17 protein-coding genes are annotated in these 18,077 nt (G+C 35.1%); 12 read left to right on the top strand and 5 right to left on the bottom strand.

All coding sequences use genetic code 11. From position 1 onward, the window contains the following. Nucleotides 1-46: 46 nt before the first annotated feature. From tkt to Q9306_RS13955, 5 genes are all read left to right on the top strand, one after another. Nucleotides 47-2,047, top strand: coding sequence for a transketolase (gene tkt / locus Q9306_RS13935; RefSeq protein ID WP_306199384.1), 2,001 nt, complete (start codon nt 47-49; stop codon nt 2,045-2,047). Nucleotides 2,048-2,256: 209 nt separating this feature from the next. Continuing rightward, nucleotides 2,257-2,697, top strand: a complete 441-nt coding sequence (gene sirA, locus Q9306_RS13940) for a sporulation inhibitor of replication protein SirA (RefSeq protein WP_306199386.1) — start codon at nt 2,257-2,259, stop codon at nt 2,695-2,697. 78 nt (nt 2,698-2,775) lie between these two features. After that, the gene (locus Q9306_RS13945; RefSeq protein ID WP_098309636.1) at nt 2,776-2,997 is read left to right on the top strand and encodes a YneF family protein; all 222 of its coding nucleotides are present in this window, start codon (nt 2,776-2,778) and stop codon (nt 2,995-2,997) included. A 126-nt stretch (nt 2,998-3,123) separates the two neighbouring features. After that, the gene (locus tag Q9306_RS13950; RefSeq protein WP_306199389.1) at nt 3,124-4,875 is read left to right on the top strand and encodes an ABC transporter transmembrane domain-containing protein; all 1,752 of its coding nucleotides are present in this window, start codon (nt 3,124-3,126) and stop codon (nt 4,873-4,875) included. Beyond that, entirely contained in the window at nt 4,875-6,638 is a 1,764-nt protein-coding gene (locus Q9306_RS13955) for an ABC transporter ATP-binding protein (RefSeq protein ID WP_306199391.1), read from the top strand. Before Q9306_RS13950 ends, Q9306_RS13955 begins: the two co-directional genes overlap by 1 nt. Nucleotides 6,639-7,214: 576 nt before the next feature. Here Q9306_RS13955 and Q9306_RS13960 read toward each other — a convergent pair. Then, nucleotides 7,215-7,421 (bottom strand): DUF3903 domain-containing protein, encoded by a 207-nt coding sequence (locus Q9306_RS13960; protein WP_306199393.1) that lies wholly within the window; start codon nt 7,419-7,421, stop codon nt 7,215-7,217. A 138-nt stretch (nt 7,422-7,559) separates the two neighbouring features. On the opposite strand from Q9306_RS13960, the gene Q9306_RS13965 reads away from it, so the two are divergent. The 3 genes from Q9306_RS13965 (at nt 7,560) to Q9306_RS13975 (ending at nt 11,254) form a co-directional block, all read left to right on the top strand. Next, nucleotides 7,560-7,961: an NUDIX hydrolase gene (locus Q9306_RS13965; RefSeq protein WP_306199395.1), complete on the top strand. Its 402-nt coding sequence runs from the start codon at nt 7,560-7,562 to the stop codon at nt 7,959-7,961. 341 nt (nt 7,962-8,302) lie between these two features. Next, nucleotides 8,303-9,199: an acetoin biosynthesis transcriptional regulator AlsR gene (alsR, locus tag Q9306_RS13970; protein WP_306199397.1), complete on the top strand. Its 897-nt coding sequence runs from the start codon at nt 8,303-8,305 to the stop codon at nt 9,197-9,199. Between the two features lie 168 nt (nt 9,200-9,367). Then, on the top strand, nt 9,368-11,254 hold the full coding sequence (locus Q9306_RS13975) for an FtsX-like permease family protein (protein ID WP_306199399.1): 1,887 nt from the start codon (nt 9,368-9,370) through the stop codon (nt 11,252-11,254). 67 nt (nt 11,255-11,321) lie between these two features. Here Q9306_RS13975 and Q9306_RS13980 read toward each other — a convergent pair whose 3' ends face one another. After that, nucleotides 11,322-12,230, bottom strand: a complete 909-nt coding sequence (locus Q9306_RS13980) for an EamA family transporter (RefSeq protein ID WP_306199401.1) — start codon at nt 12,228-12,230, stop codon at nt 11,322-11,324. Nucleotides 12,231-13,010: 780 nt separating this feature from the next. Between Q9306_RS13980 and Q9306_RS13985 the strand changes: the two genes are divergently transcribed. Both Q9306_RS13985 and Q9306_RS13990 read left to right on the top strand, forming a co-directional pair. Beyond that, nucleotides 13,011-13,718, top strand: coding sequence for a cytochrome c biogenesis CcdA family protein (locus tag Q9306_RS13985; RefSeq protein ID WP_306199403.1), 708 nt, complete (start codon nt 13,011-13,013; stop codon nt 13,716-13,718). An 88-nt stretch (nt 13,719-13,806) separates the two neighbouring features. After that, complete coding sequence (locus Q9306_RS13990) at nt 13,807-14,313, top strand: CcdC family protein (RefSeq protein WP_306199405.1); 507 nt, start codon at nt 13,807-13,809, stop codon at nt 14,311-14,313. 27 nt (nt 14,314-14,340) lie between these two features. Here the strand turns inward: Q9306_RS13990 and Q9306_RS13995 are convergent, their stop codons facing one another. Both Q9306_RS13995 and Q9306_RS14000 read right to left on the bottom strand, forming a co-directional pair. Beyond that, entirely contained in the window at nt 14,341-14,772 is a 432-nt protein-coding gene (locus tag Q9306_RS13995) for a DUF2621 domain-containing protein (protein ID WP_306199407.1), read from the bottom strand. 306 nt (nt 14,773-15,078) lie between these two features. Beyond that, complete coding sequence (locus tag Q9306_RS14000; protein WP_306199409.1) at nt 15,079-15,378, bottom strand: hypothetical protein; 300 nt, start codon at nt 15,376-15,378, stop codon at nt 15,079-15,081. Nucleotides 15,379-15,635: 257 nt separating this feature from the next. Between Q9306_RS14000 and Q9306_RS14005 the strand changes: the two genes are divergently transcribed. Both Q9306_RS14005 and Q9306_RS14010 read left to right on the top strand, forming a co-directional pair. Beyond that, nucleotides 15,636-16,328, top strand: coding sequence for an aspartate/glutamate racemase family protein (locus Q9306_RS14005; protein ID WP_306199411.1), 693 nt, complete (start codon nt 15,636-15,638; stop codon nt 16,326-16,328). Between the two features lie 135 nt (nt 16,329-16,463). Further along, complete coding sequence (locus tag Q9306_RS14010) at nt 16,464-17,033, top strand: DJ-1/PfpI family protein (protein WP_306199413.1); 570 nt, start codon at nt 16,464-16,466, stop codon at nt 17,031-17,033. Between the two features lie 69 nt (nt 17,034-17,102). Here the strand turns inward: Q9306_RS14010 and Q9306_RS14015 are convergent, their stop codons facing one another. Beyond that, the gene (locus Q9306_RS14015) at nt 17,103-18,050 is read right to left on the bottom strand and encodes a class I SAM-dependent methyltransferase (protein WP_306199415.1); all 948 of its coding nucleotides are present in this window, start codon (nt 18,048-18,050) and stop codon (nt 17,103-17,105) included. Between the last annotated feature and the right edge of the window lie 27 nt (nt 18,051-18,077).

Consider the following 18,077-nt stretch of genomic DNA (forward strand, 5'->3'; position numbering starts at 1 on the left):
AAAGGTGTAAAACGTTTACTTTAATATAAGCGAAGGGAAGAATAGCATGACACATTCAATCGAACAACTTTCTATCAACACGATTCGCACATTATCCATTGATGCGATTGAAAAATCAAACTCTGGTCATCCAGGAATGCCGATGGGCGCAGCACCAATGGCGTATACATTATGGACGAAATTTATGAAACATAATCCAAAGAACCCAACGTGGTTTAACCGTGATCGTTTCGTATTATCTGCAGGTCATGGTTCAATGTTACTATATAGCTTACTGCATTTAGCTGGTTATGATGTAACAATGGATGATTTAAAGAACTTCCGTCAATGGGGAAGTAAAACACCAGGTCACCCTGAGTTCGGTCATACACCAGGTGTAGACGCAACAACAGGTCCACTTGGACAAGGTATTGCAACAGCTGTAGGTATGGCGATGGCTGAAAGACACTTAGCAGCGAAATACAATCGTGATGAGTATAATCTTATTGATCACAATACATACGCAATTTGCGGTGACGGAGACTTAATGGAAGGCGTTTCTGCTGAAGCATCTTCATTAGCAGCTCATTTAGGATTAGGTCGTCTAGTTGTGCTTTATGATTCTAATGATATTTCATTAGATGGCGATTTAAATCGTTCTTTCTCTGAAAGTGTAGAAGATCGTTATAAAGCATATGGCTGGCAAGTAATCCGTGTTGAAGATGGAAACGATATCGAGGCAATCGCGAAAGCGCTTGAAGAAGCAAAAGCTGACGAAAAACGTCCAACATTAATCGAAGTAAGAACAACAATCGGATTTGGTTCACCAAACAAATCTGGAAAATCAGCTTCACATGGTTCTCCGCTTGGCGTAGAAGAAACGAAGTTAACAAAAGAAACATATGCTTGGGCATTTGAGCAAGACTTCCATGTACCAGAAGAAGTGTATGAAAACTTCCGTAAAACAGTACAAGATGCTGGTGAATCAGCACAAGCAGAGTGGAACAACATGCTTGATGCGTATGCGAAAGCGTATCCAGAATTAGCGGCTGAACTGCAAGCAGCAATGAAAGGTCTTCTTCCAGAAGGTTGGGATAAGAGCTTACCAACATACGAAATCGGTTCAAAAACAGCAACTCGTTCATCTTCTGGACAAATTATTAATGCAATTGCTGAATCTGTACCGTCATTCTTTGGTGGGTCTGCAGACCTTGCTGGTTCTAACAAAACATATATGAACAAAGAAAAAGACTTCACAAGAGAAGACTATAGCGGTAAAAATATTTGGTACGGTGTACGTGAGTTCGCAATGGGTGCAGCAATGAACGGTATCGCACTTCATGGCGGTTTAAAAACTTACGGTGGTACGTTCTTCGTATTCTCTGACTACTTACGTCCAGCAATTCGTCTTGCTGCGTTAATGCAACTGCCAGTAACATATGTATTCACGCATGATAGTATCGCAGTTGGAGAAGATGGACCAACGCATGAGCCAATCGAACAGCTTGCAGCTCTTCGTGCAATGCCAAATGTAGATGTTATTCGTCCTGCTGACGGTAACGAATCTGTTGCAGCTTGGAAGTTAGCGTTAGAATCTACAAAAACACCAACTGCATTAATCTTAACTCGTCAAGATCTTCCAACATTAGAAGGTGCAAAAGACGATACGTATGAAAAAGTTGCTAAAGGTGCATATGTAATTTCTCCAAGTAAGAAAACTACTTCTGATGTAATCTTACTTGCAGCTGGATCTGAAGTAAGCTTAGCAATTGAAGCGCAAACAGCATTAGCTAAAGATGGTATTGATGCATCTGTTGTAAGTATGCCGTCTATGGATCGCTATGAAGCGCAATCAGCTGAATATAAAGAATCTGTATTACCAAAAGCAGTAACGAAACGTTTCGCGATTGAAATGGGTGCTTCTTTCGGATGGCATCGTTACGTTGGTCTTGAAGGAGATGTATTAGGTATCGATACATTCGGTGCTTCTGCTCCTGGTGAAAAGATTATGGAAGAATACGGATTCACTGTAGAAAACGTTGTTCGCAAAGTAAAAGAAATGCTATAATGATTTTAGAAAAATCTCTCCAGCATGGAGGGATTTTTCTATGTAAATGAAATGATCCCGTTAGTTTGAGATAGTAAAATCTTACTGATGATGGAAGTTTCACTTTATTCGACAGAAAAAGTTTTTTCTTTCTCCGCAGTCAGACAATCATTGCGTATTTATTTCTATATAATGAAAGGAATAAAGTTGTCCAATGCGGGAGGGAAAATATGAGAACGTATGAACTATACTTAATTCGAGAAGATATTACGAAGGCGTATTTCGGTCGTGAGTTTTTATTGTTTGATTTGTTTGCTCGTTTTGCACAGTCTCGTTCCCTTTCAGAAAAGAAAGTGTTGTATAAACAAATGAAGTATATCACGTTGCCCTTACAAGTAATGAAATTACATCATAAAATGGAACAAGCGCTGCGGACATATGGGAAATACGAAAGAAATGGGTATATGCACATGGTGTCTAATGAAAATGCGTACGGAGAAGTGCGTATGAAATCACAGTATATCCGGATGCATACTTCTGAAAATGTTGAACTAGAAACAGCTATTTTTGAAGTGCTTAGAAGATGTGAATTGACATTTCTTGCGATGGATTATGAGAGTAAGCAGTATGGATGGTTAAATCCTCTCAAACAAGTGCGTACTTATATATAAAAAATGTCGAATACAATCTTGTCTTCTTGAAAATGTTTTAGTACACTGTAAGGTAGACAACATGAAGGAGGAAAATATATGTCAATTTGGGTAGTTGTTCTAGTGGGCGTATTAGCACTAGTAGCAGGCGTGGCATTAGGATTTTTTATCGCACGCAAATATATGATGAACTATTTACAAAAAAATCCACCAATTAACGAACAAATGTTAAAAATGATGATGATGCAAATGGGACAGAAACCATCCCAAAAGAAAATCAATCAAATGATGAGCGCAATGAATAAACAACAACTGAAATAAGCGCTAGAAAGGGCACTCCTATACGAGTGCCCTTTCATTTTGCTTCCTTTAAATGTTTTAAACTTTAAAAAATTCAGTAATTTTGATAAACTGAAAACATCGCTCATTTGGGATAGGAGGTATAAAATGAAAGTTTTTTTAGACTTAGCATGGTTTTTTAAACAAGAGAAGCGAGCATACATAATGGGGAGTTTTTTATTGTTAGGCGTTGCTCTTCTTGAACTCGTCCCACCTAAAATAATTGGGATCATTGTTGATGAAATTAGTAATCATTCTTTAACGACTCAGAAGTTATTACAATGGGTAGCAATTTTAGTTGGTGCCGGAGTATTCGTGTATATTTTGCGTTATGCATGGCGAATGATGATTTTTGGATCTTCTTTAAAGTTAGCTCGTCAATTACGCAGAAGACTGTATGAACACTTTACGAATATGAGTCCATCATTTTATCAAAAACATCGGACTGGTGATTTAATGGCTCACGCAACGAATGATATTCAAGCGGTACAGCAAACAGCTGGTTCTGGAGTATTAACGCTTGTTGATTCGTTAACAGTTGGCGGATGTGTTCTTTTGGCAATGGGATTTACAATTAGTTGGAAATTAACGCTGATCAGTTTAATTCCAATGCCAATCGTAGCAATCTCGACAAATTATTATGGGACTTTATTACATCGTCGCTTTCATAAAGCGCAGCAGGCTTTTTCAGAAATCAATGATAAAGTTCAGGAAAGTATGAGTGGAATGAAGGTAATTCGTTCACTTGGTCAAGAAAAGGAAGATTTACAATCATTTCGTAATAAATCGGAAGAAGTGGTACAGAAAAATATTCTCGTTGCCCGCATTGATTCGTTATTTGATCCAACAATTTCTTTAATTGTAGGTTTTTCTTTTTTAATTGCAGTATGTTACGGCTCTGTATTGGTTGTTCGGGGAGAGCTTACGATAGGAGAACTTATAACATTTACTACTTATTTAGGTACGCTCGTATGGCCGATGTTAGCGTTTGGATGGCTATTTAATATTATGGAGCGTGGCCGCGCGTCTTACGATCGTATTCAAAATTTATTTATGCAAGTGTCTGATGTGGTGAATAGAGAAGGGGCAAGTGAAGAAGTAGCAAGTGGTGACATCGAGTTTGATATTGACGCATTCTCATATAAGAAAAATGAAGTAGTAAATCTACAAGACATTCATTTTTCTTTAGGGAAAGGAGAAACTTTAGGGATTGTCGGACGTACGGGAGCAGGGAAAACGACATTATTAAAATGTTTAATTCGAGAATATGATCATTTTGATGGGAACATACGAGTTGGGGGAAATGATATTCGGGATTTGACATTACACGCTATTCGTTCCTCCATTTCATATGTACCACAAGATCATTTCTTATTTTCTGCAAGTATTGGTGAAAATATCGCATTTGGAAAACCTAGTGCTACATATAAAAATATTGCACATGCAGCTACTATTGCATGTATCCATGAAGATATTACTAAATTTCCAGAAGGATATGAAACGGTAGTTGGTGAACGCGGCGTTTCTTTATCTGGTGGTCAAAAGCAGCGGATTTCGATTGCACGTGCATTATTAACAAATGCTGAAATTTTAATTTTAGATGACTGCTTATCAGCGGTAGATGCAAAGACAGAAGAAACGATTTTGACATCATTAAAACGTGAACGTCAAAATAAAACGACTATTATCACAGCTCATCGCTTAAGTGCGATTCAACATGCAAATTTAATTCTTGTTATTGATGATGGAAAGATTGTGCAGCGTGGTACGCATGAAAGTTTAATGCAACAAGATGGTTGGTATAAGGACATGTTCGAAAGTCAGCAATTAGAAGCACTAGTTGAGAAAGGAGGAGTATGATGCAAGGGAAAAAGAAAAGTGATTTATGGCGTCTATTATCATATTTGAAGCCTTATAAAAAACTGCTCACTTTTGCATTTTTATTTTTAGTTGGTGCAACGGTTGCAGAAATGATGGGGCCTTTTTTAATTAAGGTATTTATCGATGAGCACTTAGTCCCAAAAAATTTTGAACAAAATGTGTTAGTAACGTTATTTATTGTTTATGTCGTGTTTCATTTATTAAAGGTGTTATTTACGTATTTAAATTTATTGTATTTCCAAAATATAGCCTTCAAAATTGTGCAAGATCTGCGCATAGAAGTATACGAACATGTACAAAGTTTATCGCTTAGCTTCTTTGATCGTACACCGATTGGAACGCTTGTTTCGCGAATAACGAACGACACAGAAGCAATTAAAGATTTCTTTGTAAGTGTACTATCTACCTTTGTAAAGAATATTGTATTTTTAATCGGTATTTTAATATCTATGTTTTTATTAGATGTGAAGCTTGCACTGTTTTCATTACTCCTTATTCCAATTATGATTGCCATCATGGCTCTTTATCGCCGGAAAAGCTCGGTTTTTTATTTAGAACTTCGCAATCAATTAAGTATTTTAAACGCAAAATTGAATGAATCGATTCAAGGGATGAACATTATTCAAGTATTCCGACAAGAGAGACGGATGCGTAAAGAATTTGAAGAAGTGAATAAAAAACATTATGGAGCGGGGCGCCGCAATTTGAAGTTAGATGCTTTGTTATTGCGGCCAGCAACCGATCTGGTTCATACTTTAGCAATTGTATTGGTGGTCACGTTGTTTGGGATTGATGCAATGCATAGCCCTGTTGAAGTGGGGGTATTATATGCATTTGTGAACTACATTCATCGTTTCTTTGAACCAGTAAATGAAATGATGATGAAATTGTCTTTCTTTCAGCAAGCGCTTGTATCTTCATCACGTGTGTTTCATTTAATGGATGAAAAGGATTTAGCACCAGTGCAACAAGGTAATGCAGCCCCAATAATGACGGAAGGGGAAATTGAGTTTAAAGATGTTACCTTTTCTTATGATGGAAAACGTGATGTGCTAAAAAATGTGTCTTTCCATGTGAAACCTGGGCAAAACGTTGCTTTCGTTGGGCATACAGGTAGTGGGAAAAGTACAATTATGAACTTATTGATGCGCTTTTACCATGTCAATAAAGGGGAAATTGTAATTGATGGGGCACGGTTAGAAAACTTTCAAGAGACGGAGATACGAAAACGTATCGGTCTTGTATTACAAGATGCTTTTTTATTTGCTGGAACAGTGAAGCAAAACATACGCATGTATGATGAAAGTATTACAGATAAAGAAGTAGAAGAGGCTGCAAAATTTGTGCAGGCAAATACATTTATTGAACAGCTACCAAATCAATACGATACAGAAGTAGTTGAGAGAGGAGCGGCGTTTTCAAGTGGTCAAAGACAGCTTGTAGCGTTTGCAAGAACGATTGCAACAAATCCGAAAGTATTAGTGTTAGATGAAGCAACGGCAAATATCGATACAGAAACAGAAGAAGCAATTCAAACAGCACTGCAGCATATGCGAAAAGGAAGAACAACTATCGCAATTGCACACCGCTTATCTACAATTCAAGATGCGGATCAAATCTTTGTAATGCATGACGGACAAATTGTTGAAAGGGGAACACATCAAGAATTACTGACTCAACAAGGGCTATATTACAATATGTATTTGTTGCAGAATAAAGGAAGCCTTCAACAAGCCTTGTGAGAACAAAGTTTGGAAGGCTTTTTCTTAAAAAAGTATAAATAACATGGTTATATGTAAATCCATTTTTATCTCTAGACATATAAATGGCTGCTATGCAGAATAAAACAGGGCCTGCACTTGCTCGCTCCCTTTGGTTTAAACCTAGCACATGGCAGGAAAAGGCTCTGACCACTTCTATGCATGGTCAGATGCTCTCGTCTTCCGCTAAAAGGAGAGGGTTTTTAATCTTAGGAATAAGAGATTAATATGTATTACATATTAATTATATATGTAATACATATTTCCGATATGAAGAAGATTAGTATATTATAATAGATGTAATGTTCGAATGTTTGATGTATTACCGGTAATATCCCTATCCCTTTTCTAAAAATGCGAACTAAACTTCCCTTTTTCTGGATGGTTTGTTGTAGATTATACAGAAAATATTGTTCGATATCCATTATGGAACGTACATAATGGAAAGATTCCGATCTCATAGAGGATGCCCCTAATCTTCATGTGATATATGTACGGAAAGAAAACGAAAATGTTTTCCCTGTGTATGATCGGAAAACAAAAAGCTGACCATTTTGGTCAGCTTTTTGTTGTTTCTGCTATAAACTCTTCTTTTATAACTTCTGTCTTTAATAATAATGCTTTCCCAAAACGTCGCTGACATTCTTCTGTTATTTTTTGAATTGCCAATGTGTTAGAAGAAGCAGCAATAGTTACAGTTGCTTGTCTTATTCCTCGATTTTTCTCACAAAATACACAATCCACAACATACTTAGAAATTTTCACAGAATCCTTCCTTTCTGTTTTTAGGAATGCGCTGTCAATGAAGTTGCTGGATATATTCGATAGATTATAAGTTTTTTCCTCTTTTTTCGAGGGAAAAGTAAGTGAAATACAGAATAGTATGTATGGGAGGGGAAAGTAGTGAAACGTTGGATTGGAGCAGCTGCAATTTGTATTAATGATAATAATGAAGTATTAATGGTACTACAAGGAAAGCCAGAAGAAGAAAAATTTTGGTCTGTACCTTCAGGTGGATTAGAATATGGAGAAACCCTAGAAGAGTGCTGCATCCGTGAAGTATGGGAAGAAACTGGCTATCGCATTGAAATTATTGAAAAGGTACATGAAAAAATAGGTGTTACGTTTAATGTCCCTGTGCAAGTACACTATTATGTTGTGAAAATAGTAGGGGGAGAACGGAAAATTCAAGATCCAGACGGATTAATTTATAAAATTGAGTGGAAACGACTGGATGAACTTCAACACCTTCCGCTCTCATTTCCGGAAGATTATGAGTTGTTGCATCGATGTGTGACTATTTAGTGTTCACTAGGAAATGATTGAGACGAGAAATGTGAAAATGTACATAAACGAATTGAATAGCGAATGAAATAAGAGAAAACGCTTTTTGTATGCGTTTTCTTTTGTTTTAAATCTGGCATGTAGTAGGAAAAGGCTCTGACCGTTTCTATGCGCGGCCAGTTGCTCTCGTCCTTGGGGTTATGTCGTTTTTTTACTTATAATTAGACCCACTGTAATTGTTAATACCATCAATAAAAATATTTAGGGATATTACCGTAGGAATTCATTAAAAACATTTGTCTAATATATAATTCTTATGTTATTAATTTATTATACATATTAATAAAAAAAGGGGGTTCTATATGGAATTACGGCATTTACAATATTTTATTGTTGTAGCAGAAGAACTTCACTTTGGTAGGGCAGCCGCTCGTTTACAGATGACACAGCCACCGCTAAGTCAACAAATTCAACAATTAGAACAAGAGATGGGAGTAACATTATTTTCAAGAACGAAACGAAGAGTAGAATTAACAGAAGCAGGGGAATTGTTTTTAAAAGAAGCGAAAAAAGCTTTTATACAAATTGATAAGGCAGTCGAAGTTGCCCAGAGAGCGCAAAGAGGAGAAATTGGAGAGCTGTCTATTGGGTTTGTTGGTTCAGCGATGTATGATATTTTGCCGCCAATTGTTCGGGAATATCGCAAGAAATTTCCCAATGTATCTGTTGTATTACATGAATTGTCTACACCAGAACAAGTAGATGCGCTTCATGATAGTCGAATTGATGTCGGGATGTTGCGTCCACCAATTACAAGTCAATTATTACAGTTAGAAACAATGCAACATCTTCCTTGTACACTTTGTTTACCGAAAGCACATCCACTTGCGAATAAACAAGCAATATATATTGAAGACTTGCAAAATGAATCTTTTGTTTTCATAACTCGAAATGTATGGCCGACTTTATATGATAATATTCTTTCTTTATGCCGTGATGCAGGGTTTAGTCCGCAAATTGTACAAGAGGCGACAGAATATCAAACAGTTATAGGACTTGTTGCTGCTGGAATTGGGCTAACGGTAATACCAGTGTCTGCAAATAAATTATATCAATCAGAAGTTGTCTACAAAGAAATACGTGATTCTAAAATTGTTGCGGAACTAGCCGTTGCATACCGAAAAGCAAATATTAACCCAGAATTACAAGAGTTTTTGAGAATAGCAAGAAGCAATGAAATGAGCAAATTTACAAAATGACGAGAAAAATGACAAAACTGTAAGAATGCACCTATGTATGTAAGAAAGTTCGATGTTTTCCTTTTTCTTTTTTTATTATAGTGAAAAATAAGAAAGAAGAAGGAGATGTCATACTCATGATGATACCTATTTTTATGAAAGTACAAAAAACGTGGGAGGGGGAGGAAGATGACATTTTCTCAACTCGCGTTTAAAAATGTTAGTCGAAATATACGTGCGTATGCCGCTTATTTTTTAAGTAGTGCATTTTCAGTTATGATTTTCTTTTTATATGCTTTATTTATTTATCATCCTGATATAGATGGACAGGGTGCTATTCGGCAAGGAATGCTTGTTGCGGAGTATATTATTTATTTCTTTTCTTTTTTCTTTATTTTCTACTCTGTTAGTTCATTTTTAAAGATGAGGAATAAAGAGTTTGGGATTTTTGTTATTCACGGTATTACAAATTGGCAATTAATACGGATGATTTTCTTTGAAAATATGATAGTTGGCATAAGTGCTCTTATTAGCGGTATTGCTTGCGGATTTTTATTTGGAAAGCTATTTTTTCTGTTAGCAAGTACAGTAATGGGATTGGGAAGTTTGCCATTTTATATGCCATGGCAAGCAATGAAATTAACAGCCGTTGTGTTTTTAGCATTGTTTTTCTTTGTTGCTTTTACAACAAGTTTATTTGTGAAAAGTAAAAAAGTAATCGCGTTATTAAAAGGGAATAAGAAGCCAAAACCTGAACCGAAAGCTTCTATTCTTTTATCTATAGTAGCCGCAACTTTAATAGCTATTGGATATACGTTATCTTTAACAGCAAAGCCTGGCGCTGTCGCATTTTTATTGCTTCCTGTTGCAACCATTGTAATTATTGGCACGTATTTTTTATATTCGCAGCTTAGTGTATTTATCATAAAGTTTTTTGAAAAATCGAAGTCTATCTATTGGAAGAAAACGAATTTATTATCATTTTCTATGTTAGCATATCGTATGAAAGATAATGCACGTATGTTTTTTATGGTAACGATTGTATCGACAGTTTCTTTTTGTGCCATTGGAACGTTTGCTGCTTTTATAGAAACGCAAAAGGGCGAGTCGATGAAGAACATTCCATTTGCATTTAGTTTGATTACATATAATGAACACCAAGGCCAGAAAGCACAATTTGAAAAGGAGATTGAGGATACTTTTCAAAAGGAAAATGTTATTTTCAAAAAGGTAAGTGCACAGTTGAAAATTCAATCTATTTCTAACGATTCGCAAGCAGTAATCATAAGTCAGGATCATTATAATAAATTTGCAAAGCGGCTCGGATATGAAACGGTGGTATTAGAGGGAAATAAAGCGATTCGCGTTCCTTCTTTTGGAATGGAAAGTAGTGTTGTGGATTCTTCTAAAGAATCAGATGTAACATTTCAAGAAAGTGGAAAACAAATTCATGTTTCTTCTATGTTAAAACAGAATATTTTTTCAGGCGGTGTATTTCCTGGAAAGATTTTTATTGTTTCCAATGAAATGGACCAGCTGATTACAGGTGGGCAGAAAACAGCGAGTTATACAGGATATACAGTAAAGAGTTGGGAAGGGACGACGCAAATAGCAGAGCGGTTAGAAAACCAACTGAATCAAAAAGGGCAGTATGAATTTTCATCACGTGTGATCACTTATAATCAGATTAAAAAATTGACGAGCATCATTTTGTTTGTTGGATTGTTTGTCGGAGTTATTTTTTATTTATCTGCTGTAAGCTTTTTGTATTTCCGATTGTTTACCGATTTGGAAACAGATAAACAATATTATCAATCACTACTGAAACTCGGTATGGATGAAGAGGAAATGAAACAAATTGTAACGGTGCAAATGGGCGCGTTATTCTTTGTCCCGATCATTATAGCTGTTTTGCATACGAGTGTTGCCTTGACAACATTACAAACACAATTTACAACACCGATTCTTCGGTCTTCACTGATTGTCATCGGGTTATTTTTACTCGTTCATATAGGTTACTTTTTATTATTAAGAAGACGATATTTTAAACAATTGAAAAAGCAAATTATGCGATGAAAACGGCGATGTTACGTCGAAAGGTAACAGAAAATGAAAACCGGACTTCTCTAAGAAGTCCGGTTTGTTATGCTGCCACTTTTTTATGTGTATGTTGCCTTCTGTATCGTCCGCGCATTTTATAAGCAATTTGTGGAATGGTAATCCCGATAAGAATAAGAGCAACTCCAAGCCATTGTGAAGTCAGTACGGCTTCTTTTAAAAGAAGCACTGACATGATTGTTGTAACTGGAAGTTCAGCAGCACCTAAAATTGTTGCTAAACCAGAACCAATCTTAGGAATTCCGATTGTAAAAGTAATAGTAGGAATGACAATACTAAATGTTCCTAATGCTAATCCATATTTCCATAGTCCACTAGTAAGTGTGCCGTTAAATATAAATGTTGGTGGAAAAGCAATCATTACTAATGTTAATGCACCTGCCATGAGCGTTACACCACGAGGCAATGGCGGGACTTCTACTGCTACTCTTCCGCTCACAAAAATATAAAAAGCAAATGCTACCGCTGATAATAATCCGAAGAAAATTCCTTTCATGTCAATTGCTCCTGCTGGTTGTTCAAGTAAACCACTTGAAAGAAACGTTCCAACAAGCAAGAAAAGTACAGAAATCAATTTTTCTCTAGAAGGTAATGTTTTCGTTGCAACTGCTTCAATGATAATGCCGATCCAAACGAATTGAAATAGTAAAACAATACCGATTGAAGCAGGTACCGTTTGTAATGAAGCGTAATAAAAAATACCAGTTAAACTAGCTGATGTTCCTGCAATAAATAAAATAATCATTTGTTTAAATGGTACACGATGTCTAGAAAATAATAATGTAATCGCAAGTAAAATGATCCATCCGAACAAATATTGACTTCCGATTACTTCTCCAAGCGAATATCCTTCGCTGTATGCAAATTTAACAAAGATTGCTAAAATACCGTAACTACATGCTCCTAATAAAACGAGTAATGAATAACGAAGCATCTATATCCCTCCGATCTTATCTATATAAATCCAAATTAAAAACCTGACATAAACCCCTTTTCTTTTTAGATGGCCCTGAGCGTCTGGCTATGCGTAGAAGCGGTCAGGGTCTCTTTCTGCCACATGCGATGTTCAAACAAAGAGAAGAAGAAAGTATTAGGTTACTTTTTGTTCAGTATGGCGGCGACTTGTATATTAGAAAGTCGAGTTGGATTTATATATATGGTAATCCTGTTCAAAAACGAACAAACTTAGCTAGATGGAAGTATACAAAATTAAAAATGGAGGGTCAACTGAAAGAAAAGTGTGACATTTTATAGAATAATAATAAAATGATGATATTTATGCATAATGATGAAAAAAGAGAACGAATTCCATGAGAATATAAGGTAAATATGAATATAACTTTCATAATAAAAAAATATTTTCTAATAGTAAATGAAGTGAAATATAAACAAAGTAACTATATAAATACAGATTGAAGAAACGACAAAAAAACCATCTTTTTTTAGGGTGGTCGAGAGAATCTGGCCATGTATAGAAGCGGTCAAGGCCTTTTTCTGCCACGTGCAAAGCTAAAACAAAGGGAAAAAGCCAGTAGCTGTAGTGTTTTGTTCTGAATGACAGCAGTTTATATGTTTGAACATCAAAAAGGACTTATATGTAAACACGAAGAATAAGATTTCGATATATTCATAGTGATAATAGTAAGTTCACGAATTATTCATGGTATTCGCCTTGAATTTTGTTACAATAAGTTGAGAAGAAAGGAGGCATAATATGCAAGACATTAATATCTTTTTAGCATTTGGAGCAGGTTTTTTATCGTTCATTTCCCCTTGTTGTTTACCACTTTATCCAGCATTTTTATCGTATATAACAGGAATGTCTATATCTGATTTGAAGGAAGAGAATGCAATGCTTCGGAAACGGAGTATGTTACATACTGCATTTTTCTTAATTGGATTTTCAATAATTTTTATTGCAATCGGTTTTGGAACAAGCTATATAGGTAAGTTTTTTGTAGATTATCAAAATTTAATTCGTCAATTAGGAGCGATTTTTATCGTTGCTTTTGGTCTCGTTATAACGGGGGTATTTAAACCAACATTTTTAATGCAAGATCGCAAAATTACATTTAAAAGCAGACCGAGTGGTTATTTTGGCTCTACACTAATTGGAATTGCATTTGCTGCCGGATGGACTCCTTGTACAGGACCGATTTTAGTATCGGTTATTGCGCTTGCTGCAACAAATCCGCAATCGGCAATGTTATATATGATTGCTTACATACTTGGTTTTGCAATTCCATTCTTTATTCTATCGTTCTTTATTACAAAAATGACGTGGATTAAAAAACATAGTGCAATGTTCGTTACAATCGGTGGTTATATTATGATTGCGATGGGTGTATTACTATATTTTAATGGCCTTACAAAAATTACAATCTTCTTCTCAGATTTATTTGGTGGATTTAAAGGGTTTTAGTTTTTTTGTTGAAAAGTTGGAAATACTAACAGAAATACATATAATGATACTACATTTTTGATATTTCCAAAACAAAGGGTGAGTACGAATGAATTTAGCTCTTTTATCAAGTATTATGGCAGTTTGTATGGCTGTTGGAGTCATGTTTATTCGTTTGAAAGCAGCAAAGAAACCAGCAACTTTGAAAAAAATTGTCCTTCCACCAATCTTTATGAGTACAGGAGCATGTATGTATCTGCTTCCTGAATTTCGCTTAACAACATCAGAAATATTAGAAGCAATTGCTGTAGGGTTAATTTTTTCTATCTTTCTTATTAAAACATCAAAATTTGAGATACGTGGACATGAGGTTTACTTAATACGTTCGAAAGCGTTTATCTTTATTTTAATCGGTTTACTTGTTGTACGTATTGCATTTAAATCATATTTAAGTCAGTCACTTGAAGTAGGACAATTAAGTGGTATGTTCTTCTTACTTGCGTTTGCAATGATTGTATCTTGGCGCATTGCTATGTATCGTTCCTTTACGAAATTGCAAAAGGAAATGAAAAAACAAGAAGATTTTTATAATGAAAAAGATATGAAGTTAACGTAAAAAACCTCAAAATGTTTTTGAGGTTTTTTATTTTGCTAATAACGATTGATAACGTGTGTAATCAATTTGCTTTTCTTTTAACTTTTTAATTAAAAATTTATGATCTCGCTTTGGAGTTGCTACAATATACCCTTTAATAATTAAATCTTCAGTTATTTCGGATGCTTTCTCTTCTAAAGCTAACTCTCCGATTTTACCGGCAATTTTTGATTTTGCAACATCGCGGAAAAGTTCAGGGACTGGACTGACAAGTTCCTCTAATAATTGTTTTTGCTCTTCATCCCATAAGTGTCGTGTCTTATTAATGTAATGTTCTTCCCAATCTAAAATAGACATGCCATCTTCTTTTGGTAATCGTTTTAAGAATTTTCGGAACATAAAATATCCACCAATGGACATCAGCCCTAGTAAAATGACAGTCCAAGTAACAATAAACCAACTGAACCACCCTTCGAGCAAATAGATCCCCCTCCTTTATGTTATATAAATCCATTTTTATTTCTCGACATATAAATCGCTGTTATACAGAACATAACAGGACCGCTACTAGCTTTCTCCCTTTGCTTTTAAATTTCGCATGTGGCAGGAAAGGGCACTGACCGTTTCTATGCATGGCCAGATGCTCTCGTCCTCCCTAAAAAGAAAGGGGGCTTTATGCCGGTTTTTCAATTTGTATTTATATAGCAGTTTTCCTTTACTAGTATTATAAGCAGTGAGATTGATAGAAATCAAGAACGCTTGGCCATTATGGCCAAGCGCCCTGAGCTAAACGAAGTATAATTGTTCAACAGATAATATATCATTATCATCTTCTATATATTCAATGATAAGCGTGCCAACTTTGCGATCTTTGTCTTCATTAGTGAAAATAGAGTAAGAAGTAAAGCGTGCTGCTGATAAGCCGCTAATGTGTGTAGGAAGGGCAATATATTCGTTGTCTTGAAAGAAAGTCATAAGTTCAATGTCTTCAAAGTGCTTGCGATTTTCAACTGCTAATCCAGTATAACGCTTTTGTAATTGTTTCAATGTTTCATTCCATGATCGTACCTTTGTGTCGTATACCATTGTTCAAACTCCTTACTGTATGTATTGAAAAGAACGTATGTTCCTGTATAGTATACTCCTTTTAAAAGAAAAGGAAAAGCAAAAAATAATGTAAGCTTGGACATCCAAGCTTACATAGCGGAAAAATAAGTTCAAATTAATCTCTGTTTTTTATTATAAGACAGATAGAAACAGGAAACAAGGTAATAAGTATCTTGCTTATAATTTTGAAAATTCTATATAATTATTTAGGAAGATTTTTTGTAGGGAGGAAAATGATGAAAACGATTGGCTTTATTGGTGGAATGAGCTGGGAATCAACTGTAGAGTACTATCGGATTATTAACGAAGAAGTAAAAAGAAAATTAGGAGGATTGCATTCAGCAAAGTGTCTTTTATATAGTGTTGACTTTGAAGAAATTGAACGTTATCAATCAAAGGATAACTGGAAACAAGCTGGTGAAGTATTGGGTGAAGCTGCTTGTTTATTAGAAAAAGGTGGCGCTGATTTCATTGTCATATGCACAAATACAATGCATAAGGTTGTAGATGACATAAAAGAAAAAATCAATATTCCTATTTTGCATATTGCTAATGCTACAGCTAATCAAGTAAAAAAAGAAGGAATTAGCACAGTAGGTTTACTTGGAACAAAATATACAATGGAGCAAGAATTTTATAAATCTAGATTAGAGTCAAATGGTATAAACGTGATTGTTCCAAATGAAAATGATAGAGAAATTGTAAATAAAGTGATTTATGAAGAACTTTGTTTAGGGAAAGTGTATCAACAATCAAGAGATTACTACAAAAAAGTAATTGAACGTTTAGTTTATAACGGAGCTGAGGGAATTATATTAGGCTGCACAGAAATTGGGTTATTAATAAAACAAGAGGATTCTAGTGTTCCTCTATTTGATACGACTTTCATACATGCTATTGAAGCTGTTAATAAATCTTTAGAAGGTTGAGTTCATGAAACTCAAATGAAAGAGGGCGAATGGTTCAATGTATGAACAATTTCCAGTTACGTATTTGAATGTAGATGAAAAGTCAGTAGAGGAAGTAGCATCCTATTTTGTAAAATGGTTGGAGGAGACTGGGGAATGAAGAAGAAAATATTAGTTTTAATTTATCCTACTTTTGCGGAATTTGAAATTACAGTTGCTACTGCTGTTTTGAAAGATTCATATGTAGTTGAAACAGTTGGATTAACAAAGGAGATTGTTGTAAGTGAAACAGGGTTACAAGTACAACCACATTATGAGTTAAGTGAGATATGTGTAGATGATTATGAAGGAATTATTATTCCAGGTGGCGATTTAGTACACGTAAAAGATTCGGAAGTATTATTTGAACTTGTACGTCAATTGTATAAAAAAGAAAAGTTAATTGCAGCAATATGCGGAGGGCCGTTTGTATTAGCAGCTGCGGGTATTCTACAACATGTACCGTATACAGTCACATTAGATTATAGAAAGTTAGATTGTTTTTCTAAAACTCATTTTACATACGAAGGTATAGTTCATCATAAAAATATTATTACAGCGCAAGGACACGCATTTGTTGACTTTGGACTTGCCGTAGCTAAATATTGCGGGGGATATACAGAACATAAATGTGATTTTTATCGTGGACAAAGAAACGTGATGATGGAAAGTATGTTGAAAGAATAATAATATGATTGAAAAAGAAAGCTGTCTTTGTCTAGAAAAGACAGCTTTGCTAGTGAAGAACACATTTAATTATTTTCTACAACGATAAATTGCTACAGCCTTCGGATCGCGCCATATACCGTTATGATGTAATAAATCCTGTTCTATTTCAACTTGTAACCATTTTTTTATTTCTGTATGTAAGTTTAAATCATCTGGTATATTTAATGACGGGAACATACTTGCTATATAATTTACAATAGGTAGAGCTTCATAGAAAAGTAGTGAATTGTGAATAACGGTTTCCTCAACAACGGGAAAAACTGAACTTAATATTTCTTTACCGTTTTCTAAACAAAATGGACTAGCTGCATTTGACGTTTCAGGTAATTCAAATGCAAGTAACATTCGGTTACACATGTCTTCTATGCGCGGTAATGATGCATTGGAATTTGTTGTAGCTAGAAATCTACCATTTGTCCGGATAATGTTTTTAAACCCTTGAAGTGTTTTTTCGATATTAGGCACATGATAGAGCATGTGACGGGCAACAATCCAGTCATAAAAATTATCGGGAAAAGGTAGTTTTGTTGCGTTTCCAACTACCCATTCAATAGGTTTCTTTGTGTTTTTGCTGTTCTTTTTGGCTTCTTGAATCATAGCCGGGGACTGATCTAGTCCTGTAAGCGGACCTTGGTGTCCTTGTCGTTGTAATGTTATAAGAAATTTTCCAGTCGCGCAGCCAATATCTAATATTTTCTCAGTTCCAGTTAATTGTAAGTGAGAGATTACACTTTGGTCTAAATCTACTTGTTTTTCTTCATATCTCCGATGTGTATCGATTCGCACTTGTAAATGGTCATTCACTGTATATTGACGTTTTACATCATTCAATTTTTGAGATTCCACTTGTATGCAAAAATTTCGAATGGCATGCGTTAATACTTCTGTTTTGTTAAGATCTTCATATGTTAAGGCTGCATCAAATCTTTCTAACAATTCTTCACATATTCTAAAATGGATATCTTTTCTCTTCATCCTATGTCTCCTCCTTAAAACTGTTAG

Source organism: Bacillus multifaciens (assembly GCF_030756675.1).
In the GTDB taxonomy this organism is placed as follows: domain Bacteria; phylum Bacillota; class Bacilli; order Bacillales; family Bacillaceae_G; genus Bacillus_A; species Bacillus_A multifaciens.